The organism is Alcanivorax sp. (genome assembly GCF_051117345.1).
GTDB lineage: Bacteria > Pseudomonadota > Gammaproteobacteria > Pseudomonadales > Alcanivoracaceae > Alcanivorax.
Map to the genome: position 1 here is coordinate 1 of NZ_JBNPEC010000136.1, position 20,841 is coordinate 20,841.

General features: G+C 59.9%; 22 protein-coding genes. 6 read left to right on the forward strand and 16 right to left on the reverse strand.

Annotation, left to right across the window (positions count from 1 at the left end; translation table 11 throughout):
* On the reverse strand, nucleotides 1-641 hold a 641-nt coding region (locus ACFE0K_RS08885), incomplete at its 3' end, for a hypothetical protein (protein ID WP_434535720.1).
* A gap of 263 nt (nucleotides 642-904) precedes the next feature.
* On the opposite strand from ACFE0K_RS08885, the gene ACFE0K_RS08890 reads away from it, so the two are divergent.
* Nucleotides 905-1,603: an HNH endonuclease gene (locus ACFE0K_RS08890; protein WP_434535721.1), complete on the forward strand. Its 699-nt coding sequence runs from the start codon at nucleotides 905-907 to the stop codon at nucleotides 1,601-1,603.
* 45 nt (nucleotides 1,604-1,648) lie between these two features.
* On the opposite strand, the gene ACFE0K_RS08895 is transcribed toward ACFE0K_RS08890, so the two are convergent.
* Nucleotides 1,649-1,879, reverse strand: a complete 231-nt coding sequence (locus tag ACFE0K_RS08895) for a hypothetical protein (RefSeq protein WP_434535722.1) — start codon at nucleotides 1,877-1,879, stop codon at nucleotides 1,649-1,651.
* A gap of 213 nt (nucleotides 1,880-2,092) precedes the next feature.
* On the opposite strand from ACFE0K_RS08895, the gene ACFE0K_RS08900 reads away from it, so the two are divergent.
* Nucleotides 2,093-3,187, forward strand: coding sequence for an alpha/beta fold hydrolase (locus ACFE0K_RS08900; protein ID WP_434535723.1), 1,095 nt, complete (start codon nucleotides 2,093-2,095; stop codon nucleotides 3,185-3,187).
* On the forward strand, nucleotides 3,153-3,842 hold the full coding sequence (locus ACFE0K_RS08905) for a class I SAM-dependent methyltransferase (RefSeq protein WP_434535724.1): 690 nt from the start codon (nucleotides 3,153-3,155) through the stop codon (nucleotides 3,840-3,842). Before ACFE0K_RS08900 ends, ACFE0K_RS08905 begins: the two co-directional genes overlap by 35 nt.
* Before the next feature lie 695 nt (nucleotides 3,843-4,537).
* Here ACFE0K_RS08905 and ACFE0K_RS08910 read toward each other — a convergent pair.
* The 6 genes from ACFE0K_RS08910 to ACFE0K_RS08935 form a co-directional block, all read right to left on the reverse strand.
* The gene (locus tag ACFE0K_RS08910) at nucleotides 4,538-5,128 is read right to left on the reverse strand and encodes a GNAT family N-acetyltransferase (protein ID WP_434535725.1); all 591 of its coding nucleotides are present in this window, start codon (nucleotides 5,126-5,128) and stop codon (nucleotides 4,538-4,540) included.
* 338 nt (nucleotides 5,129-5,466) lie between these two features.
* Nucleotides 5,467-6,210 (reverse strand): sulfite exporter TauE/SafE family protein, encoded by a 744-nt coding sequence (locus tag ACFE0K_RS08915; protein WP_434535726.1) that lies wholly within the window; start codon nucleotides 6,208-6,210, stop codon nucleotides 5,467-5,469.
* Nucleotides 6,210-7,007 (reverse strand): SDR family NAD(P)-dependent oxidoreductase, encoded by a 798-nt coding sequence (locus ACFE0K_RS08920; RefSeq protein ID WP_434535727.1) that lies wholly within the window; start codon nucleotides 7,005-7,007, stop codon nucleotides 6,210-6,212. The genes ACFE0K_RS08915 and ACFE0K_RS08920 overlap by 1 nt, the downstream gene beginning before the upstream one ends.
* Complete coding sequence (locus ACFE0K_RS08925) at nucleotides 7,007-7,942, reverse strand: SDR family oxidoreductase (protein WP_434535728.1); 936 nt, start codon at nucleotides 7,940-7,942, stop codon at nucleotides 7,007-7,009. Before ACFE0K_RS08925 ends, ACFE0K_RS08920 begins: the two co-directional genes overlap by 1 nt.
* Complete coding sequence (locus ACFE0K_RS08930) at nucleotides 7,924-8,841, reverse strand: bile acid:sodium symporter family protein (RefSeq protein ID WP_434535729.1); 918 nt, start codon at nucleotides 8,839-8,841, stop codon at nucleotides 7,924-7,926. Before ACFE0K_RS08930 ends, ACFE0K_RS08925 begins: the two co-directional genes overlap by 19 nt.
* Before the next feature lies 1 nt (nucleotide 8,842).
* The gene (locus ACFE0K_RS08935; protein ID WP_434535730.1) at nucleotides 8,843-10,135 is read right to left on the reverse strand and encodes a flavin-containing monooxygenase; all 1,293 of its coding nucleotides are present in this window, start codon (nucleotides 10,133-10,135) and stop codon (nucleotides 8,843-8,845) included.
* 151 nt (nucleotides 10,136-10,286) lie between these two features.
* Between ACFE0K_RS08935 and ACFE0K_RS08940 the strand changes: the two genes are divergently transcribed.
* On the forward strand, nucleotides 10,287-11,264 hold the full coding sequence (locus tag ACFE0K_RS08940) for an AraC family transcriptional regulator (protein WP_434535731.1): 978 nt from the start codon (nucleotides 10,287-10,289) through the stop codon (nucleotides 11,262-11,264).
* A 125-nt stretch (nucleotides 11,265-11,389) separates the two neighbouring features.
* Here ACFE0K_RS08940 and ACFE0K_RS08945 read toward each other — a convergent pair whose 3' ends face one another.
* The 4 genes from ACFE0K_RS08945 to ACFE0K_RS08960 form a co-directional block, all read right to left on the reverse strand.
* Nucleotides 11,390-12,262, reverse strand: coding sequence for an enoyl-CoA hydratase-related protein (locus ACFE0K_RS08945; protein ID WP_434535732.1), 873 nt, complete (start codon nucleotides 12,260-12,262; stop codon nucleotides 11,390-11,392).
* A 13-nt stretch (nucleotides 12,263-12,275) separates the two neighbouring features.
* Nucleotides 12,276-13,034 (reverse strand): helix-turn-helix domain-containing protein, encoded by a 759-nt coding sequence (locus ACFE0K_RS08950; RefSeq protein WP_434535733.1) that lies wholly within the window; start codon nucleotides 13,032-13,034, stop codon nucleotides 12,276-12,278.
* 44 nt (nucleotides 13,035-13,078) lie between these two features.
* Nucleotides 13,079-13,567, reverse strand: a complete 489-nt coding sequence (locus ACFE0K_RS08955; RefSeq protein WP_434535734.1) for a DUF962 domain-containing protein — start codon at nucleotides 13,565-13,567, stop codon at nucleotides 13,079-13,081.
* A 148-nt stretch (nucleotides 13,568-13,715) separates the two neighbouring features.
* Nucleotides 13,716-14,123 (reverse strand): CBS domain-containing protein, encoded by a 408-nt coding sequence (locus tag ACFE0K_RS08960; protein ID WP_434535735.1) that lies wholly within the window; start codon nucleotides 14,121-14,123, stop codon nucleotides 13,716-13,718.
* A gap of 150 nt (nucleotides 14,124-14,273) precedes the next feature.
* Here ACFE0K_RS08960 and ACFE0K_RS08965 point away from each other — a divergent pair, with 150 nt between their 5' ends.
* Nucleotides 14,274-17,000, forward strand: a complete 2,727-nt coding sequence (locus tag ACFE0K_RS08965; protein ID WP_434535736.1) for an ATP-binding protein — start codon at nucleotides 14,274-14,276, stop codon at nucleotides 16,998-17,000.
* Complete coding sequence (locus ACFE0K_RS08970; protein WP_434535737.1) at nucleotides 16,993-17,811, forward strand: mechanosensitive ion channel family protein; 819 nt, start codon at nucleotides 16,993-16,995, stop codon at nucleotides 17,809-17,811. Before ACFE0K_RS08965 ends, ACFE0K_RS08970 begins: the two co-directional genes overlap by 8 nt.
* Before the next feature lie 15 nt (nucleotides 17,812-17,826).
* Here the strand turns inward: ACFE0K_RS08970 and ACFE0K_RS08975 are convergent, their stop codons facing one another.
* The 4 genes from ACFE0K_RS08975 to ACFE0K_RS08990 all read right to left on the reverse strand — a co-directional run bounded on the left by ACFE0K_RS08975 (nucleotide 17,827) and on the right by ACFE0K_RS08990 (nucleotide 20,692).
* On the reverse strand, nucleotides 17,827-18,066 hold the full coding sequence (locus tag ACFE0K_RS08975) for a hypothetical protein (RefSeq protein ID WP_434535738.1): 240 nt from the start codon (nucleotides 18,064-18,066) through the stop codon (nucleotides 17,827-17,829).
* Between the two features lie 116 nt (nucleotides 18,067-18,182).
* On the reverse strand, nucleotides 18,183-19,058 hold the full coding sequence (locus ACFE0K_RS08980; protein ID WP_434535739.1) for a metal-dependent hydrolase: 876 nt from the start codon (nucleotides 19,056-19,058) through the stop codon (nucleotides 18,183-18,185).
* Between the two features lie 144 nt (nucleotides 19,059-19,202).
* Nucleotides 19,203-20,171, reverse strand: a complete 969-nt coding sequence (locus ACFE0K_RS08985; protein WP_434535740.1) for a diguanylate cyclase — start codon at nucleotides 20,169-20,171, stop codon at nucleotides 19,203-19,205.
* A complete protein-coding gene (locus ACFE0K_RS08990; RefSeq protein WP_434535741.1) occupies nucleotides 20,168-20,692 on the reverse strand; it encodes a methanogen output domain 1-containing protein in 525 nt (174 codons plus the stop codon). Before ACFE0K_RS08990 ends, ACFE0K_RS08985 begins: the two co-directional genes overlap by 4 nt.
* Nucleotides 20,693-20,841 lie beyond the last annotated feature (149 nt).

Here is a 20,841-nt window from a genome sequence, read left to right on the forward strand (position 1 = left end):
AGCCTGGCACAGTCAGAGCCCTGCCAACACGAACGGTCCAGCAGGTTAGCCGGAGTTAACTGCAAGCCCAGCCACGGGCGCACCACGAGTACCGGATGCAGAAGATGGCAGTTCGCGGTCAACCGGCGCGGCTCGGGCAACCCGCTGCTGCGCAGGGCCGCCACTTCTTCCAGTTGTCGCTGCAACATGTCGATCTCTCGGCTGCGGCTGTCGGTGGGGCGCTGGTACTGGGCCAGCCGCAGGGTCAACAACTGCCCCTGGAGATCGTCCTCAAGGGCTGCATAAGCCCGCTCGATCAGGCTGTGACTGGTCAGGTGGCGCAGCATCCCGGAAGAATGGCGACGACGCTCAGCACGGCGGACCGGACTGACAAACACCGCCAGCACTCCCACCAAACGATGCAACAGCGGCAACCAGGAAGCCCCTCTACGAGTCGCCTGCAGATACCACCACCAGGCTCGCAAGCGACCAATGTCCTTGCGCAGCATCCGCACCCTGGCGTAATGGCGCCCCTCACCGCTGGAGGCATAACTGGCGCGATACACCGCCAGATACTCACCCAGCGCCTGAAGGCGATGTTCTACGGCGGTAAGCGCCAACTCCTGCTGACGCCACCGATCCGTTTCCGGTTGGCTTCCCATAGCCGAGACTCCTGCAACTGCTACTACTCGAAATGCACTGCAAACAACACCCTGGACAGACCGCACGCATGAAACGGCCACAGCCCGGCAGCTTCACTCTAGCGACGACCCGGAGCTATCCACAGTGGAATTTCGTTTTGCCTCGTTGCCGTTTGTATCTTGTTGCTATCGGATCATTGCCTGAATTTGCACTGTAAGATATCGCCTACCTATTAGCGTGGTGATATCCTAACCTCGTTGCTACTCCCCCCAGGACTTCCCTTTTGCCCAATCAACTCCTTGTTGGCCTCCTGATCGTTACCGCCAGCCTCGCCCATAGCCACCCCGGGGGTCTCGACAAGCAAGGCGGCCACACCAACCGAACCAACGATCAGTATCATTGCCACCGTGAACCCTGCCTGACCCTGCATCGCCAGCAACAGCAGGCGGAACAGGAAGCCCGCCAGCAGCAACGTGCCTTTTCCGGCCTTTATGAGCGTGGTGACTGGCCTCACTGGCTGGATGAGGACGGCGACTGCCAGGACACCCGCGCGGAGATTCTGATTGCCACCAGCCAGGTGCCCGTAACCTTTACCCGGGATGACCGCTGCACCGTGGCCAGCGGACGCTGGCACGACCCCTACAGCGGAGACACCTTTACCTCCGCCGGCGAACTGGATATCGATCACCTGGTGCCACTGCGCCATGCCCACGGCCACGGCGGCGATGACTGGGAGGAGCGCCACCGGCGCCAGTTTGCCAATGATCCGGCCAATCTGTTACCCGTCTCTGCCAGCGCTAATCGCAGCAAGGGCGCGGGCAGCCCGGACCAGTGGCTACCGGCAAACCGGGATTATTGGTGCCAATACGGGCAACACTGGCAACGGGTCAAGCAACGCTACCGGCTACTAATCACGCCACCGGAACAACAAGCCATCGATACATTACTGGCGACCTGCCAGGTGGCAGAAAAGCGCCCATAAAAAAAGCCGCCCGAAGGCGACTTTTTCAGCATGTACCCGCTGCCATTACTTCTCGGCGGCATCCTTCATGCTCTCGGCTGATTCTTCAGCGCTGTCATAGGCATTGTCCAGATCTTCGCCCATCTCTTCCATGGGACCTTGCGGGTTCATGGAGTCTACCGCTTCGTCCACTTTTTCACCGGCCTTTTCCACCGGCCCATCGCTGCTGTCGCAACCAGCCAGCAGGGCAGAAGAGGCAAACAATGCTGCTAAAGCTGCTTTACCGAAAGTACGCATAGACTCACTCCTTGAAATATCAGTCATTAAGACAATCCAGACTGTATCTCCATCATGGGCCGCACACCAAGAAGAAACACGCAAAGCGCAGGCATTTTACGAATCGTTACGTTGCCAGCCCAATACGCCGAAGGATTTTTACGCAGCCACGCCCTGCTGTTTCCGACAGACTGGCAGCGCCCTGCTATGATGCGGACAAGACAAGGAGAACCCATGAAGCAATTAGGCCGAAATGTGGGCGGGCTGGCGCAACTGGTTACCCGTGTGGGCAACGAAATCACCCAGGTGGTGCAGGATATTCATGGCGCAGTGGCCAATCCCTTCGGCCTGCGCGGCAACGACTACACCCCCGCGCCGATGGTCTACAACCTGATCCGTTACGGCTTTCGCCAGGCGGGCAATGTGGCAGGCATGGCGGACCTGTTGGCGGACCCCAACCGGGAACTGCGCGACAGCCTGGATCTGCAGAGCATCGTCAACGGGGTTTTCGGCCAGCTGCTGGCCGAACAGAATAGCCCCTACTCCCTACCGATGGCTCTACTACCCACCGGTCCGTTGCAGGGCGACACCCTGGTGGTGTTTGTCCATGGCCTGTGCATGAACGATGCCTGCTGGAGCAACCCGGCGGCAAACGCGTTCAGCCACTGGGCACGCGGTGAACTGAACGCCGATGTGCGCTATCTGCGCTATAACACCGGCCTGCACATCTCCGACAATGGCCGCAAACTGGCCGGGCTGCTGGCGCACACCGTCCTGCCCCGGAGGGTCATCCTGATCGGCCACTCCATGGGTGGACTGGTGGCCCGCAGCGCACTGCATCAGGGCCGCCAGCGTGGTGACGCCTGGACCGACAAGGTCACTCACCTGGCCTGCCTGGGCTCCCCCCATCAGGGCGCCATGCTGGAACGCGCTGGCAATCAGGCCAACCGCCTACTCGGCGCCACCCCCTACTCGCGCCCACTGATGCGGCTGGCCAACCTGCGCTCTGATGGCATTCGCGACCTGCGCTTTGGCTATGTGCTGGAAGATCAGTGGCGGGACCGCCCCCTGGACGAACCACGCCCCAGCAGCAAGGTGCCACTGGACTCTCAAGTGGAGCAGTTGTTCATCGCCGGCAGTGTCAGTGAGCCAGACCATCCACAACCGCGAGGGGACTGGCTGGTGACCGTGGACAGCGGACTCGCCACGCGCCTCTATCCCCAGGCCGAAGGGCTCACCCGGGAGCTTTTCTACCAGATGGGCCATATGACCATGATTGAGGAAAGCCGCACCTATGCGCGCATCCAGCGGTGGCTGGAATCAAGCTGATATGCCGCATTGCACGCTCTGCGGCAACCTCGCACAACCGTTTGCCCAGCTGGATGCCCGTGACTTTTTTCGTTGTGGCACCTGCCGCCTGACCTTTGCAGACCCGGCCACACTACCGGACCCGGAAACGGAAAAGGCCCACTACGACCATCACAACAATGCCCCGGGGGACGCCGGCTATCGGCGATTCCTGTCACAGCTGGCCGACCCGCTATGTGAGCGCCTGAAACCCGGCGACGGCGGCCTGGACTTCGGCTGCGGCCCGGGCCTGGCGCTGGCGCTGGCACAGATGCTGACCGAGCGCGGATTTTCCTGTCGCACCTATGATCCGATTTATGACCCGGACCCGGCATCGCTGGACAAGCAATATGACTTTGTCACTTGCACGGAAGTGATGGAGCACCTCCATCACCCCGAACGGGAATGGCAGCAATTCGCCCGGCTGGTGAAACCCGGCGGCTGGCTGGGCATCATGACCCACTGGCTGGTCGACGATAACGCCTTCGCCCACTGGTATTACCACCGCGACCCGACCCATGTGTGTTTCTGGCAGCCGGACACCTTCGCCTGGCTGGCTCGAGAGCAGGGCTGGCAAGTCACGCTGGTGGGCAACCCAGTGGTGTTGATGCAGAAGACCACAGACACCGATCAGTAAAGACATACCCCTGACAGATCACGCGTTTCAGCTCATTCTTTATCAGCACGCCCTGCATCGAGCCTACGCTACCCGGCCACCAGCACTGCCATTCCTGCTGCCGCACAGGCCAGCGGCACCACTACCAGCCCCTGCCGTAACAAACGGTCAGCCCAGTCAGTCCATCGATACTCGTATTTCATTGCGCTTTCCCCGGAAAATTCACGGCCGGCAGTATAGGGAAAGGCGCCGCCCACAAGAGTCGCGGGATCACGGAAGTTTCTGTGCGTAACAACGGACAGACGCTGTAGCAGAACCACAACGCAGTAGGCGCGCGCCATCCCGGTCAGCCCGCCACCATCACCGCCACGCCCACTGCCAACAATGCCAGCGGCACGATAATGATGGCCTGCCGAGCAAGACGAGCCGCCCAATGTTGATGAGTGCGGTAATCACGTTCCATGAAGCCCCCTTCACAACAAATTCACACCCGAGGCACCGAGTATAGGAGGCACACGTTGACGGTTAATCGCCCATATGGGTGAAAGATTGATGGCAGGGCCACACAAACGAGCTAACGCAATGATTGTAATAATTGCTCGGGTGCAACGCTGCATAGTCGGCAGAGAGAAGAAAGCCGGGCAAAAACAGTCATCTGCAGGCAGACATCCGGCGGCATCACGGCGCCAAGCATTGCTCTTTTTTCGTACACCCGGTTAAAGACTGTGTAGCCAGAACTGCATGGCCTTGCGGGTTGGCGACGCCTCGCCCACGTCAGTCCAGTCGAAATGGGCCACCAACTGCTTCTGGGGAAAATAGCCACGCCCGCGCCAGAAATCATCCAACGGGCGATAATGTTCAGGGCGCAGAGGGTGGTCATCCGGGCGCTCCACGGCACAGAACGCCGTGTGCAGAAACCCAAAATCCGCCGCGTACTGCTCGCGTAGATCAAAGAAGCGGTGGCCAACCCCCTCACCCCGATAGGGTTGCAGCAATACCGACTCGCCAAAATAGAACACCGAACCCAGCTCCGCGCCCAGTTGCCGGAACGGTGCCTGAAATTCCTCGTCCGCATCCATTAGCGGCAACGCCGTGGCCGCCCCCACCAGCCGGTTGAACTCCAGCGCCAACACAAAGACGCTGCGATCAGACTGGGCATACCGATCCAGATAACGACGCTCGTAGTCCCGGTTCCCCTCGTACAAATAGGGAAAATCCCGAAATACCTGAATGCGCAACTCAGCCAGCTCATCCAGCAAGGGCTCTACGGCAAAACCGGTAACCGGACGAATTTCCACATGGGACATGGCAGCTCCTGAACATAAAACGGACGACAGGAAACCAATAGCATGATGACAGAGGAAAGGAAAATTGCCTTTTGGGTAGGATGGGCCATGAGGTCACTGATAACAGCCGAGCGATCCAATCCACATTGAGCTGGGGACGAGCTGGCTGTGTTTAGATAAACCTGTCGAGTTCTGAATGGCCTGATCGCCCTACGGTCGATTTCCGCGCAAGCGCGGTTCGCATGTCGTAGATCCCCTGGGGGGGCAAGCATAGCTCCTACAGCGGCTTCGTCGAAATGACGAAGCACGAAGCACTTTCCAGACCTTCCCTATCCAACCAGCGTAACTCGTAGCTCAACTCACCCCGGCCAGGCCAAAATTCCCCCGGTCACCGCCAGCACCACAAACACCGCCTGGCGAAACCGCTGCTCGTTGACCCGGTAATGCAGCACCTCCCCCAACACCATGGCAACGATGACCACCGGTACCAACATGGCAATGCGCGGCGCCGCCGGCTGCAGGCTGCCATCCAGCAGGAATACCAGAGTGAGAAGGCTGTTGAGGGCCAGCCATACCAGAATCAGGGTGGCGCGGAAGCGTTGTTTGTCCAGGGACAGGCCACTGAGGGCATAGACCAGCAGCGGGCCACCGGAGGCGAACAGGCCATGGGTGATGCCGGCCAGAAACATCCACACTCGGGCCCACAGGCCACCATGGGCCGAGGCAACCGCACCACGCCACATTCGCCACAGCTCCCGGCCGCTGAACCACAGCACCAGCACACCGAAGGCATTCTTGAGCAACTGGTCTCCCAGCCAGGGACGCAACCCGTAACCGGCCAGCGTCCCCACCACCATCAATGGCAGGATCAGTTTCCACAGGGTGGGCCAGTGAATGGCGTGGCGATGCCGCCAGCTCAGGGTGCTGCTCATGACAATATTGAGCGGCACCAGCACCGGCAGAATCTCCGTAATGGGCAGCACCAGCGCTCCCAGCGACAGGGCAATGACGATACTGCCAAACCCGGTAGCGGCTTCGGTGGTAAAGGCCAGAAAGATAAACAGCCCCAGCAGCAGCCAAGGCAGCGTGACCATGTCTGCCATTAACGGGGTTCCAGTTCGGAAGCGAACTTGCGCACCATCATGCGCTGGTAGACGTCCGGCGCCAGCCGCCACAGCAGGCTGGCGAACCAGGTAAAGCGATCCGGGAACAGTCGCTTTTTCTTGCGGTAGTAGGCCTCGAACACCCGCTCGGCCATCCACTCCGGCGTCTGCATATCACCGACCATGGAACGGGGGTGTGCGGCAGGCTGACCATCATGGCCCAGCGCATTGGTTTCAATGGGCGTGTCCAGGAAGCTGGGGTATACCATCAGGATATGCACCCCGTACTGCGCCACTTCACCGCGCAGCACCTCGAAAAACTGGCTCAGGGCGCTTTTCGCGCTGCAGTAGCCGGCTCGCCCCAGCACCGGCATCCAGCCGGCCATGGAACCGATATTGATGATGCCGCCACCACTACGCTTGAGCAGCGGCAAACACGCCACGGCCATTTCCACCGGCGCCTGCCAGTCCACCGCCATGACCTTGCGGAACACGGCGATGTCGGTCTTGTCCGCCAGCGAACGATGGGTAATACCGGCGTTGTTGATCAGCACATCCAGGCCACCTTCCTTGTCCTTGAGCAGGGCCACCAGCTGGGTAATGGCCTCACTGTCGGTCACGTCCAGCCGGTGAAAGGAGACCCGGGACGGATCCAGACTGGCCAGGGCGTCGGCCCGTGCTGCCAGCAGCAGGGCGTTCATATCGGTCATGATGACCCGATGGCCCAGCGAGAAGGCCTGCTGGGACAAGGCCCAACCGAGGCCGGACGCGGCCCCGGTAATCAGTACGGTTTTCATTAATCATTCCTCTGTTGTTGGCCGGCCATATAGAAGCGAAACACCTGCTCCGAGGTCTTGCGCGGGATATAGCCGAAGTCTTCCTTGAGTCGTCGATTGGCCAGTACCGGCCGGTAGCGCAGAAAATTCACCTGTGCCGGGGTGTAACGGGTCAGGCCCAGGCGATTGCCGATCCACAGGGCGGCGCGAATCAGCCCGGCGGGCACCGAGATCACCGGTTTATCGAGCAGGCGGCCCAGTTCATGAATGCTCAGGGCGCCGTCACCGGCCAGGTTGTAGCGCCCGGCCCGGCCTTCCAGCACGCCTTTCTGAATGATCGCCACCACATCCTGATCCCAGATAAAGACAAAGGGCGATGGCGAACCGGCCACCGCCACCAGACGGGGTTTCTCGAACAGGCGGGTAATCAGATTGCGGGTGTTGGCGCCCAGCACGGTACCCGGGCGCAGCACCAGCTGCTTCAGTGCCGGGTGTTGCTGGCGATACTCCGCCAGCAGGGTTTCCACCTGGCGTTTGTGATCCGAGTAGGGGAATTCCGGGTTACCGCGCAGGGCATCATCCTCATCCAGCCAGGCGGGATTGTCCGGGTGATAGCCGTAGGCGGCGCCGGAACTGGTCACTACCAGTTGCGCCACGCCCGCCGCCACACAGGCTTCCAGCACATTGCGGGTGCCGTTCACGTCGATATCGAAGTCCCGGGCCCGGTCGCCGGAATCCTCCAGCACCGCCGCCAGATGCACCACTTGCTGAATACCATGCTCGCGGATCAGATGCTTCAGATCAGAGTCACGGATATCCATCACGAAGAACGGAAAATCAGCACTGTCATCGGCCCGGATATCCACCCCTACCACATGGTGGTCCTGGCTGAGTCGGCGAGCGACCTGGCTGCCGATATAGCCGGCGGCGCCGGTAATCAGGATGCGTCGTCGCATGCGCCCTCCTCACCGCCGTCACGGCCATGACCTCGCGACCACCACCAGGCCAGCAACAATCCGGAAATCAGGTGCCAGACGCCCCAGAAAGCGGCGATCAGGATCATGCCACTGGCTTGCGGGAAAAACGTAAACAGAATGGCCAGCCCCAGGCCGGAATTCTGGATGCCCACCTCCATGGTGATGGCACGGCGATCCTGCCGGGGCAGACCCGTGAGCATGCCGGCAAAGGCCCCCATGCCCAGCGCCAGCATATTCTGCAGCACCACCAGAATGACGATGCGATCCGCCGTGGCCAGGAACACATCCATGTTGTTGCTGAACGCCACCCCAACAAACAACAGCAATACCAGCAGCGTGATCACCCGCATGGGCTTCTCGGCTTTCGCGGCAAAACGCGGAAACAGCTTGCCGGTCATCATTCCCACCAGCAGTGGCAGCCCCAACACCAGCACCACCAGGATCAGGATGTTCATGCTGTCCAACTGGATTTCGGTGAGCATGGAACGGGTATTGGGGTTTAGCCAGCCATAGAGGGCGAAGTTGAACGGTGTCATCACCATGGCCACCAGGCTTGAGATGGCAGTCATGCTTACCGATACCGCCACATTGGCCCGCGCCAGCCAGGTCATGATGTTGGAAAACGAACCGCCCGGACAGGACGCCACCAGAATCATGCCCAGCGCCATTTCCGGCTCCACTTCAAAGAACCAGGTGGTCAGGCAGGTGGCGGCGGGCAACAGTACGAATTGGGCAAGCAGACCGACAATGGGCGCATCCGGGCGCTTGAGCACGCGCCGGAAATCCTCACCGGTGAGCGACAGGGACACCCCGAACATCATGAACGCCAGGATGACGTTGAGAATCAGCAGATTCTCGCTACTGAACTGAACCTCCACCTCACACCCCCTGTTTCAGGTCGGCGATGTGGGCGTTGACCGCCTTGCGATAGCTGTCCTTGTGCACGTAGTAGGCCATACGTTCCAGCTTCAGGTAGTCGAAGCCGCCATCCAGGGTCTGCCCGGCTTCCACGCTGGCTTTCTTCTCCAGCTTGTCTGCCTCCGGGTGCTTGTTCTGCCTGGCTTTGATATAGAGTGCCACCATCTCCGCCTGCTCATTGCGCCCTTCCCAGCCCAGTCCGGCGGCTTCCACCATACCCATCATGAACAGGTTACGGTTCTGCGGGTGGAACACATTCAGGTATAACTGCGGCGCATCGGCGTTGCGCCAGTTCAGCTCCGAGGCATCGATAAAGGGGTAGTCCAGTTTGTAGCCAGTGGCCATCAGGACCAGGTCATATACCCGGGATTGACCGTCGGCAAAGGTCACCGTGTTACCCACCACCCCGACAATGTCGCCGCGGGGTGTGATGTCACCATGACCGAGATGGTGCAGTACCAGGGAATTGATCACCGGGTGGGATTCATACATCCGGTATGACGGCTCCGGCAGGCCATAATCACTGGGCTTGCCGACGATAAGACGAATCAGCCGGGCATCCAGTCGCTGCTTGAGTCCACGGGGCAGCTTGAGCTTGCCACCGATGCTGTCGGTGGGTTTGCCACCGATAAACTTGGGCAGGAAGTAATACCCGCGACGTACGGACAGATCCACACTGGCCGCCCGGTGCACCGCGTCCACCGCGATATCGCAGGCAGAGTTGCCACAGCCCACGATCAGCACCCGCTTGCCATCAAACACCGCCGCATCGCGATAATCGCAGGAATGCATCAGCTCACCCTCAAACTTGCCCGGCAGGCTGGGCTGGTTGGGTGTGTGCAGGGTGCCGTTGGCGATCAAGACACCGTCGAAATAACGACTTTGCGTTTCCCCATCCCGTTCAGTAGTAATCTGCCAGCCGTCACCGTTGCGCTCCACACGCACCACCCGGGTGGAAAATTCGTAGTGCCGATAGAGATCGAAATGGCGCGCATAACTCTGGAAATAGCGTTTCATTTCACTGTGATGGGGATAGGTGGCCACCTCATCCGGCATGGGGAATTCACTGAATTCGGTCATTCCCTTGGAGGAAATCAGATGCGCGGACTGATACATGGTGCTGTGCGGATTATCGATATCCCACAGGCCACCCACATCGCTGTTCAGATCGAACCCGATGAAAGGAATATCGTACTTGTTAAGATTTCTGGCGGTGGCCAGGCCCATGGGGCCGGCGCCTATCACTGCGTACATGGCTGTCCCGATAACTATTATTATGAACCCGGATCCGGGTTTGCCGAGTTGGACTCAGCATTTGGTATGATGTCTACTCTACGGTCCACCGGGTGCAGGCTCACGGCCAATTCGGGACCTTGCCACGGTTAATTCGGGACCTCATAGCAGCATGACGCACACTCCCACCGTTACAGTGCGCTTCACCCAGGCCATCAGCCACGCAGCAGAACAGCTGGGCTTCGCCCTGCCCGCCACGCTGCAACAGGCGGTCGGCGAGCAGGACCGTGTCAGCCTGACGCTACAGGGGGAAATCTGGGAAAGCTTCTGCGAACAGGCCCGTGACCCGCTGGTGGGCATCCAGTTCGGGCTGGCCCTGCAGGTCGGGCATCTGGACACCGTGGGCATGGTGCTGATGAGCTGCGATACAGTGGAAGATGCTCTCGATTCACTGATGGATTACTACCCCATCGTCGGCGAAGGAGGCACCTTCTCGTACCAGGTACACAATGACGAATGCGAGATTCGCTACCAGCCCCAGTACACCGTGCGCCAGCGCGAGCGCGTGGAAGCCACGATGACGGCCCTGCTGCAGCTGTCACGCTGGACCACCGGCGATCATCTGCAGGCCAGCCGCATGACCTTTGCCCACCCGGCGCTGGACGACAATCGGCGCTACGAGTCCCTGCTCGGATTACCGGTACGCTTTGCCGCCGACCATAACACTCTGGTGCTGCCCGCCAGCGATCTGACCCTGCCGCTGATCCATGCCAATCCTTCCCTGTGCCATCACCTACGCACCCTGGCCGACCAGCTACTGGACAACCTGGGTAGTCAATCTCTCAGCGCCACCGTCCGCGATCTGCTCCGCCAGCACCCACACTGGGGCAAGGAGAAAGTGGCCGACCAGCTGACCATGAGCGGGCGCCATCTGGTGCGCAAACTGGGCGAGGAAGGCAGCAGCTTCAAACTGCTGCGCGATGCGCTGCTGCAAGGCATGGCAGAAACGGAATTACAGGCGGGCACCCGTCTCGCCGACATTGCCGACAAGCTGGGCTTTTCCGATGAAAGTGCCTTCTCCAAGGCCTTCAAGCGCTGGACCGGTATGACGCCGGCGCAGTACAGGGAGAAGGCAGTTAATAGTGAATAGTTAACAGTTAATAGCTGCGCGGTCATGATTTATGATTGCTGAAAGCCAAGAGGCCGCGACCAAAGCTTGGTCGCGGCCTCTTGCGTTTGAAACACGACGATGCTGCCCGCGTCGCTGTTAACTATTCACTGTTCACTGATCTTCCCTTCTTTCCAGAAATCGAACTGTGTCGGAATATCCGTCATCGCCGTTTCGAAGCGCGGTTCGCGTTTTTCCAGGAAAGAGGTAAAGCCGTCGCGGCCGTCCCAGAATTCGTTGGACCAGTAGATCATTTTTGATTCCACCGCATGAGCCTGCATGGGATGCGCAAAGTTGGGGTTACGCCAGAGCATCTGCTTGGCCAGCGCCGCCGCTACCGGGGAGCTCTTGGCGATCATCTTGCGGGCAATGCAGCGGGCCACATCCACCACTTCAGCCTTGTCGTGGGCACTGTGGAACAGCCCCGCTTCCACGCCTTCTTCGGCCATGAAGATATCACCACTGATCACCCATTCCATGGCTTTCTGAATGCCCACCACCCGCGGCAGAAACCAGGAAGAACAGGCTTCCGGGGTCAGCCCCCGCTGGGTGAACACAAAGCCGATCTTGCTGTTGGCCGCCACCAGGCGAATATCCATGGGCAGGGTCATGGTGATACCCACGCCCACGGCAGCACCATTGATCGCGCCAATCACAGGTTTGCGGCAGTTATAGATGGCCAGGGACACCTCGCCACCGGAGTCACGAATCTGTTCCAGCGGCGGATTCATCCCTTCAGCGTCATCGTAGCCGAACACATTGCCGCCCTCTTCCGGCTGCATTTCCATGCCGGCACAGAACACCTTGCCGGCACCGGTAACGATCACCGCGCGCACCGCGTCATTCTGATCCGCCTCGCCAAAGGCATGCACCAGCTCATCCTTCATGCGCAGGGTAAAGGCGTTGAGCCGGTCCGGGCGATTCAGGGTAATGGTAAGAATCTTTTCATCCAGATCGGTGCGAATATGCTGGTAATCCATGGAGCCTCCATAATTATTCTTTCAGGTGCACTACCTGCACCGGCAGACCCCGAGCATACCGCGATGGCAGGGCGTCGAACATGGCACGCAGGGTGCGATTGAGATGGGGTTGATCGTAAAAGCCGGCAGCCACCGCCAGGTCGGTGAAATTCATGCCGCTACGCCACAATGCCAGCGCTCGCTGACACTTGAGATGCAGCTGGTAACGCTTGAGGGATACGCCGAGCTGTTCTCGGAACAGATGTCGGAATCGGGAGGCAGACAGGTTGGCGTGCTCCGCCAGGGTATCCATGGAAGGCACCGCCTCCCCGGCACGCATCAGGCTGCAAGCATCGGCGATACGCGGGTCCAGCGGCAAGGGGTCAGCCACGCCGCGCAGGCCGTGCAGAAATTGCCGTGCCTGGCTCTCGCTGCCAGTCTGCACCAGGGCGGTGATCTGTTCACCGCACCAGCGTTGCTGCTGTTCATCCAGCCCGCCAAGACGGGACAGCGCCCGCCAGGCCGGCTCATCCGGATCCAGATGAACCACCGCCACCGGCCCCTGACTGTTCAGGCTCTGGGGCACATCCGGCGGCACCAGCACCACCCGCTGCTGGCACAGATGGCCGTCCACCGTTACCCGAAGCGGCTGGTCCAGCCCCACCAACAGGGACGCGGCCACATGCTGGTGGGGCTGATTGTCGATGGCAGGCATCACCATCAGCCAGCCACCCTGCCAGAGAAACAGGGGGGTTAGCGGCAAATCCGGAAAAGGTGGGGTGTGGTCATCCATAACCGCCGATCATGCCCGCCCGGCCACGGGCGGGCAATGGACGATCAGGCCGATACGCGGCGGCCAAACCCCAATTTATGTGCCAGCTCGATGCTGACAAACATGGGGCCTACCAGCAGGAACACCAGATCATCCACAAAGGACGGCTTCTTGCCTTCCACCTTGTGGCCCCATACCTGTACCGCCCAGGCCAGCAGCCATAGCACCGCAGCACTCCAGGCCAGTGACAGGCCGCTGCGATCCACCGCCACGATGATCGCCAGGGACGCCGCCAGCCAGCCGGTCATCAGCACCGTCATGCCCAGGGACATGCGCAGGTAAAACGGCATGCAGATTACCGCCAGCAGGGTGCCGCCGTTGACCCAATAGGCGGCAGCCCCCTCCAGGCCCAGCCAGCGTCCCAGGGGCAGCAGCCAGAACAAGCCGATGGTGGACACAAAAATGGCCGGCACACAGAGGATATGAACCCACTGGTTAACCGGGTTCTGGTGACTCTCGCCGTAATCGGCCAGAAAGGTTTGCAGGTTACGCATGACAGCTCTCCCGAGTTGTTGTTTTGAGCTGTCATCGAATGTAATGCCGGGGATGAACGAGGGATTGTACGCAGGGGTCACTGTCTCAAGGCTCGGGAACAGCCCGCACCCCGCCTTTCGCTCCTTTTCACTCGCGACTCGCGATTCGTCAATCGCAACCGCGGCGGCTGTCCTTGAGGGCCCGCAGCACCTGCTCCCGGGTCAGCAAACCCACCAGAGTGCCCTGGTCGTCCACCACCGGATAGATCTTGGGTTTCTGGGTGACCATCAGCTCGGCCACATTCACCGCAGAATCCTCCTCATGCACGGTGAGAGGCTGGGCATGCATGAATTCTTCCACCACCAGACTACCCTCACAGTGATAGCTGGATATCAGCAGCTTGCGCAGACAATCCTGCTCGGACACAAACCCCACCACCTTGTTGTGATCATCCACCACCGGCAGGCCGGTGAATTTGTGCTGCAAGAGAATATCCACCACCGCGGTCAGCTCCGTGCCGATTTTCACTGCCGCTGGGTGTTTGGCCATCAGGGCCCGCACAATCAGTTCGCTCATGGCTGCCTCCTTGGAACCGGTTTGAGCCTGTTTTGACTATAGCACTCTGCTACCTTGGTATCTTCTCAATGACCCCATGGACAATATCAATGGATGACGGCATGGCTACCGGTTCCTACAATGAACGCTGCTGAGGAGAAGGAATTGCGAATGGTATCGCCATGTTTACGGCTGTGTATTGCTGTCATTGTTCTGGCCCTGACCGCCACGGTGCAGGCCAACGGGGTGGCCGCCTGCGAAGCGGCCGGTCAAACCCTGGAACAGCTCCAGCAGGAGAAACAGCAGCAGGCAGGGCAGCTGCAGCAGCTACAGGACTATCTCAATGGTCAGGTGCCGGACCCGCTTCAGCTGACAGACTTGCTTGGCCATCGCCTTGAGGAGACCGCCACCCTGTCGCTGCGCCGGCCGGGTGAACGCAGCGTGCCGGACAACAAGTGCGAGGCCCTGCAAAACGACATTGATACCCTGCTGGGACAACTGAACCGGCAGGACCAAAAACTGCATGCTTTGCGCCAGCAATTCACCCAGCTCCCCGCCACCCAGCGCCAGGCCTTCTCATCCCTGGCAGCGTTATATCAACACCTGCAGACACTCACCGACCCGCAAGACACCCTGGAGCCGGTAAGCCTGGCGGCCACCACACTCAGCGACCATGTCCGGCAGGCCTGGGCAATCCTTCCCCTGCTCGGGAGGTCACCGCAACAGGCACTGCAACAACTGGATCAACTCTGGTATCGCAGCCCGGCACTGACTCCGCCGGTCCAGCCCACTGCGCAATGGCGCGACCTGCTGCGCACTCGCCTGGAGGTCCAGAGCCAGCTGCGCCAGCTTCGCGCTGACCTGTGGCAGCGACGCTCCCTGTGGAGCCAGATTGATGCCATGGGCGGCCCTGCCCAGGCGCCGGCATTGCTCCACCACGAAGTAGAGCGCATCGGCCAGCGGCTGCTGGATACCGCCCATGTGATCGATCTGGATCTGCAGGAATCGGCAAAGAACAAACGCTTTCTACCGCTGGTGCAGAACAGTGTGGCGCTGATCCTCGGCATCGCCGGCTTCATGCTGCTGGTACGACTGGCGCGGCGCACTCGCCAATGGACCCTGACCCTGCACGAATCCGTGGTCCGGGCCAGCGGTGAGCACCGCTGGCTGCGCAACGCCAGCCGCCTGATCAGCGGCCTGGCGCCGATGCTGCCCTGGGTACTGTTATGGCTGATGCTGGATCTGCTTGCCCCGTACCTGGACACCCCCTCCACCCGCATTCTTGTCTGGCTGCTACCGCTGGCCCGGCTCTATGTGATTTACGGCTTGTTCTGCCTGGTCGGCGAATGGCTGGTGATCCGGGTGGCACAGAGCGCCAACGCCTATCTGAGCAGCGATCAGTCCCGACAGGTCCACGACCACGCCAGGTTTATCTCACGCTGGCTGATACTGCCCTGGTTGCCGTTGTTGATCGTGTGGGAAAGCCTGGGCCCGTCACTGCTTTATTACCTCAGTCTGGGCATTTTGCTGGTGGCCATTTACTGGGGACTGGGCCGACTATTGGCACTTCGCCCCCAGGATTATCAGCGTTGCCTGCAGGCCATTCTCCCTTCGCGGCTGGATCCGCTGGCGGAAAAACTGCTCACCCCGGTCCTGTTCTGGCTGTTTGCGCCGCTACTGCTGCCGGTGGCCCTGGCCAGTTTCCTGGTGGGCTTTGTGGACCGGGTGCTGGCGGACTTCGACTGGTACATGCGCTTCAAGGCCCGCCTGTTTCGGCTGCGCACCCGCATCAACAACGATGAAGATGATGCCGACAATGAGCAGCCGGTGGATGAACATTACGAACGCTGGTTTGCCACCGCCCTGCCAGAGGGCAGCAAAACGCCCTTTGTGGATACCGGCCTGGTGACGGCCATGGAAAAAAATATCCAGCGCTGGCATGAGGACAAGACCGACGAAAATGCCCAGGTGGTAGTAGGCGAGAAAGGCTGCGGCAAGACTGTCAGCATTGAGCGGCTGGAACGGGCACTGGCGGAAAGCTGCAAGGGCCTCAACCTGGTCAAGCTGACGGTGCCGGCCAAGACCATCGACCCGGATGCCATTCTCTCCCTGGTCGGCGACGCCCTGGACGTGGACCTGGCCGGCGAAGGCCCAGCGGCCCTGGTGAAAAGTGACGAGGAGCGCCAGCCCACCCTGGTGGTTCTCGACGAGGCACAGAACTTTTTCCTCAAGGAAATCGGTGGCCTGGAAGGCTGGCGCACGGTGCTCAGCCTGGTCAATGCACGGCTGGACAATGTGTTCTGGCTGCTGATGGTCAACAACCAGAGCTGGGCCTATTTGTGCAACGTATTCGGCCGTGATTACCAGTTCCGCAACGTGGTGAAAGTGAAACGCTGGGGGCAGACCGATATCCGCTCACTGATCCTGGCGCGCAACCATCTCAGTGGTCATCGGGTGCGTTACGACGAGGTGCTGCTGTCTTCCCGTGGGCCGGAGGCAGGTAATGTGCGCAATGCGGAGCAACGCTATTTCAGCCTGCTCTGGGATGCCTGCCGCGGCAATCCTATGGTGGCCCTGCGGCTGTGGCTGACCTCGGTGAAGCCCAAGGGGCGACAGGTGCTGGTGGGGCTGCCCACACCGCCCTCTGCCAGCATTCTCGACAGCATGGGCGAGAATGCCCTGTTCGTGTATGCCGCCATTGCTACCCATGAAAACCTGACCAGCCAGGAAATCAGCCATGTGACCAACCTGCCGGGCAATGTGGTGCGCTACGCCCTGAAGGGTGGCTTCGATGCCGGTTTCCTGAATAAATCCGAGGATGGCCGCTACCGGCTGAAGCCCCTGTGGTATCAGCAGGTGATCAGTTACCTGACAAGGAAGAATCTGCTCAATGAATGAAGGCAATATCGTCAATGATCTGGCGGTGGTGGTTGAGCTGTTCAACATCTACGCCCTGTTGCTGCTGTTTATCGGCGGCTTTGTGCTGTGGGCCCTTAACTGGGGGATCAGCAAGGCCAGCCTGAAGATCACCGAAAAGCTGCCCACCCGGCGTTTCCTGATTCTGCAGATCACCACCCTGATCGGCTTTGTGCTCTACACCGTGGGCACCGCCGCGCTGATCATCGGGGTGCTGCAGCCACCCAAGGAATTCATGCTGGCCGCCGGCGGCTCCATCGCCGTGGCCCTGGGTTTCGCCCTCAAGGACATCGCCGCCTCTCTGGTAGCCGGTCTGTTGCTGCTGTTCGACCGCCCTTTCCGGGTAGGCGACCGGGTTAGCTTTGCGGATGTGTACGGGGAAATCGTTTCCATCGGCCTGCGCACCGTGCGCCTGCAGACCCTGGACGACAATCTGGTCACTATCCCCAACTCACGCTTTATTACCGACGTGGTGGCCTCCGGCAATTCCGGCGAACTGGACATGATGATCGTCACCGACTTTCACGTGGGTCTGGATGCGGACCTGGAAGACGCCAAAGCCATTATCGAGGAAGTGATTGTCACCAGCCGTTATGCCTACCTGAAAAAGCCGGTGTCATTCGCCATTGAGGAAGTGGAAATCGGCGACATGCTGGCCATTCGCCTGCGCTCCAAGGCCTATGTGCTGGATGTGCATTACGAGAAGGCCTTCCAGAGCGATATTGTGGTGCGGGTTTCCAAGCGTTTTCAGGAACAGCAGATACCCCGGCCCCGCCGCGGTGGCAATGTCTGACCTGTTTGGCGCCGCCTACTTTTTATCTTTGCGGTTTTTCGCCAACGCCTCTTCCAGCTCTTCGCGGGGCATATAGTCCAGGTCCCAGTGGCTGGTGAAGGTTTCCTTGATACGGTGCCGGCCACGATGCAGATCGTCCGGGGTTTCCCCTTCATGGGCCGGGTGATAGTCCAGCGGCTCATGGGCGGGCTGTTCATCATGGTGCTGATGACGAGAGGGAAACAGCTTTTCTTTCAGTGTATGAAACCAGCGCATAAACACCTCCCTAGTGTTTTTCCACCGTAACACGCCAGCACGACAGGAAAACATGAAGGGCTTGCGCAGGGCCACCATCCACCGCTCTCTGGCGGCGCTCGCTCCTCGGCAAGCCCTCAGCCGGCCAGATCCGGCCGGTCCAGTAGCCGCGATAGCTTCTTCAACCCCTGCTTGCGCAGGAAGGCGCTATCGCGCTTGGAGGGATGAAAATCCCGCTTGTAATAGGCCAGGTAGGATTTGCCCAGTTTGCGCAGCCAGCCCGGCTTGCCCAGCAGCCAATTAACGCCGCCGCGCACAGACCGCCAGTCGGTGGGATCATCCATCCCCTTGCGCAACTGGTAATAGTGAAAAATAGTGAAGCTGATAAATTCCACCGTGGTGAAGGCCATTTCCGAGGTGCGCACCCAGTAGCTGTCCACCTGGTCCTGGTACACATCAAAGGCCACGGCCTTGTGTTCACTTTCTTCCACCGCATGCCATAACCACAGCGGCAACATGCGCTCGTCCATGCCCTTGAAAAAATCCGGATGCTCCAGCATCAGTTCTGCCAGCATGGCGGTGAAGTGTTCCAGGGCGCAGGTCTTGGCCAGTTGCCGTTGCGGCGACAGGTGCTTGGCCATGAAGCGCATACCACGATTGACGAATGCATCTACCTTGCCGGTGGGTACGCCCTTGGACTCCATGAAGTGGTTGAAGGCATCGTGTTCGTTGCCGTGGTGGGCCTCCTGGCCGATAAACCCTTTCACCTGCTCGCGTAGCAGCGGATCCTGGATCTGCTTCTGGTAATGCCGTACGGAGCGTACGAAAAAGCGCTCGCCTTCCGGGAAGGTGCAGGACAGGGCCGTCAGCAAAATGGTTTTGAACTGGTCATCATCGAACCAGTAACGGGGCATGGCCGAGTCGAAGGCAAAGTCCATCTTGCGGGGCTGAATGTCGCTGTTGTTGAGTTTTTTTACCGTGTTCGGCGATGTCACAACTGCTTTGCTATTCATGGCACATCCTCCTGCATCTGAAGACAGTATTCGCCAGTCAGAAATGGGACACTAGTTCAGGTTGTGCCATTTCCTGCCTGCCGCCGTCGCTGGGAGGGCATTGATTGTGGGTGACCGCAGGGTGATTGTGCCAGCACGCCATCGTTACCCGGCGTCCGCCCTGGGTGGATCTGACTGACCGGACAGGGCCGCATGCACCGCTTGATCCCGCCCGCGCTGCTTGGCCAGGTACAGACCTCGATCCGCTTCACGCATCAGCTCACGGCCGGTGATGTTAGTGCCAGCAATACGGGTCGCCACGCCCACTGACAGGGTTACCGGCTGCCAACTGTCACCGGACAGACAGCCCGCATTATGATTGCGAAGGGTCATGACCAACCGCCAGGCCACTTTCAGGGAGGCATGGATATCCGCCCCCGGAAGCAATACCCCGAACTCTTCACCGCCAATACGGGCTACCTGATCATCACGACGGGTAAGGGTACCGCTCAGCAATCGAGCCACACGCTGCAGCACCTGATCGCCCAGATCATGGCCGTGGGTGTCATTGATGGCCTTGAAGTAGTCCAGATCCAAAATCATCACTGACAATTCTTGCTGCTGATCTGCCAGTGCCGTCGCCAACCAGTCATCAAACGCACGACGATTGGCAATACCGGTCAGCGCATCCCGGGAAGCCTGGGCCTGCGCCACCAGTGCCGTTTTCTCCGCGGCCGCTCGCTCCCTTTTCAACGCCGTCGTCCGCTGGATCATCTGGGAAAGTTGATGCATGCCGCCGACGACCCATTGTCTTGGCAACAGCTCCAGCAACCAGAAATCCAGAACCTCGCCCTGTCGGGCAATCCGGGTACTGGCGATGTAACTGTCTTGCATGGGTGCACCGAGATGCAGGGCCAGATGGGAAAATGCCTGATTGCGGCGCATGGCCCGCAGAAACTCCTCACTGCGTGAGGGCGACGCCAGCAGACACTTGATCGTTTTCGGGTCGCGATCGCCGAGCAACTGGCTGGCCCGGCGGTTCAACCACTCTATCTCGCCATCGGCGTGGACCACGAACACCGGCATGGACATGGCATTGATCAGGGCCCGACAGTCCGCCGACCATGGCATCATTCACCAGAGCGAAAATATTCCCGCCCCGCCTCCGTATCGCTGGCTTCCAGAGCAATGACCACATGACAGTGGCCATCGCCATTGGCAATGGATTTCTGGATATCCACCCGGGCATAACCGGCATTTTCCGCAGCGATCACCCCGAACACGTTGGAGGTCATCATGCAAAGCGCCGGGCGCCCAATCACCTTGTCGCCGAACGGGCAGCGACGATTGCCCAGCACCAGTTGTCGCTCATCCGCATGGATCAGATAAAAGTCACCGTCGATACGACGTTTGAGATCGACCAATACTGCCGGAATTTGATAACGATCCAGCGTTGTCAGATTCAGGGATTGCAGGTAGTGGTCATTCAGCTCATCACCCATTTTCTGGCCAACCAGAGAGACGAATCCTTCCGCCTGATCCATGCCGGTGACCTCCTGCAGAGACTCGGCCAGATAGCCAAGCAGCTGCCGCAGAAAGCGATCTTTATCCAAACCGATGGATACAGTCTGAATTCGCTCCGGTATCTTTTCCATTATGCCGCCCCGCCCCTCCATGTGCCGTTGACGGTGCTCGTACCCACCATCCCCAGCCATTCCTAATGGCTTAATACACATGATTCACCGGCATGACTGCGACATCAATCACGCTCTCCCAACCCTTCATACCATTTACCCGGGTAAAT

Excerpts from the sequence above, each read along its gene's own strand:
- ACFE0K_RS08895 (WP_434535722.1), bottom strand. The coding sequence starts at position 1,879 with ATGCGTACTTTCGGTAAAGCAGCTTTAGCAGCATTGTTTGCCTCTTCT.
- ACFE0K_RS08900 (WP_434535723.1), top strand. The coding sequence starts at position 2,093 with ATGAAGCAATTAGGCCGAAATGTGGGCGGGCTGGCGCAACTGGTTACC.
- ACFE0K_RS08905 (WP_434535724.1), top strand. The coding sequence starts at position 3,153 with ATGCGCGCATCCAGCGGTGGCTGGAATCAAGCTGATATGCCGCATTGC.
- ACFE0K_RS08910 (WP_434535725.1), bottom strand. The coding sequence starts at position 5,128 with ATGTCCCATGTGGAAATTCGTCCGGTTACCGGTTTTGCCGTAGAGCCC.
- ACFE0K_RS08915 (WP_434535726.1), bottom strand. The coding sequence starts at position 6,210 with ATGGCAGACATGGTCACGCTGCCTTGGCTGCTGCTGGGGCTGTTTATC.
- ACFE0K_RS08920 (WP_434535727.1), bottom strand. The coding sequence starts at position 7,007 with ATGAAAACCGTACTGATTACCGGGGCCGCGTCCGGCCTCGGTTGGGCC.
- ACFE0K_RS08925 (WP_434535728.1), bottom strand. The coding sequence starts at position 7,942 with ATGCGACGACGCATCCTGATTACCGGCGCCGCCGGCTATATCGGCAGC.
- ACFE0K_RS08935 (WP_434535730.1), bottom strand. The coding sequence starts at position 10,135 with ATGTACGCAGTGATAGGCGCCGGCCCCATGGGCCTGGCCACCGCCAGA.
- ACFE0K_RS08940 (WP_434535731.1), top strand. The coding sequence starts at position 10,287 with ATGACGCACACTCCCACCGTTACAGTGCGCTTCACCCAGGCCATCAGC.
- ACFE0K_RS08945 (WP_434535732.1), bottom strand. The coding sequence starts at position 12,262 with ATGGATTACCAGCATATTCGCACCGATCTGGATGAAAAGATTCTTACC.
- ACFE0K_RS08950 (WP_434535733.1), bottom strand. The coding sequence starts at position 13,034 with ATGGATGACCACACCCCACCTTTTCCGGATTTGCCGCTAACCCCCCTG.
- ACFE0K_RS08955 (WP_434535734.1), bottom strand. The coding sequence starts at position 13,567 with ATGCGTAACCTGCAAACCTTTCTGGCCGATTACGGCGAGAGTCACCAG.
- ACFE0K_RS08960 (WP_434535735.1), bottom strand. The coding sequence starts at position 14,123 with ATGAGCGAACTGATTGTGCGGGCCCTGATGGCCAAACACCCAGCGGCA.
- ACFE0K_RS08965 (WP_434535736.1), top strand. The coding sequence starts at position 14,274 with ATGGTATCGCCATGTTTACGGCTGTGTATTGCTGTCATTGTTCTGGCC.
- ACFE0K_RS08970 (WP_434535737.1), top strand. The coding sequence starts at position 16,993 with ATGAATGAAGGCAATATCGTCAATGATCTGGCGGTGGTGGTTGAGCTG.
- ACFE0K_RS08975 (WP_434535738.1), bottom strand. The coding sequence starts at position 18,066 with ATGCGCTGGTTTCATACACTGAAAGAAAAGCTGTTTCCCTCTCGTCAT.
- ACFE0K_RS08980 (WP_434535739.1), bottom strand. The coding sequence starts at position 19,058 with ATGAATAGCAAAGCAGTTGTGACATCGCCGAACACGGTAAAAAAACTC.
- ACFE0K_RS08985 (WP_434535740.1), bottom strand. The coding sequence starts at position 20,171 with ATGATGCCATGGTCGGCGGACTGTCGGGCCCTGATCAATGCCATGTCC.
- ACFE0K_RS08990 (WP_434535741.1), bottom strand. The coding sequence starts at position 20,692 with ATGGAAAAGATACCGGAGCGAATTCAGACTGTATCCATCGGTTTGGAT.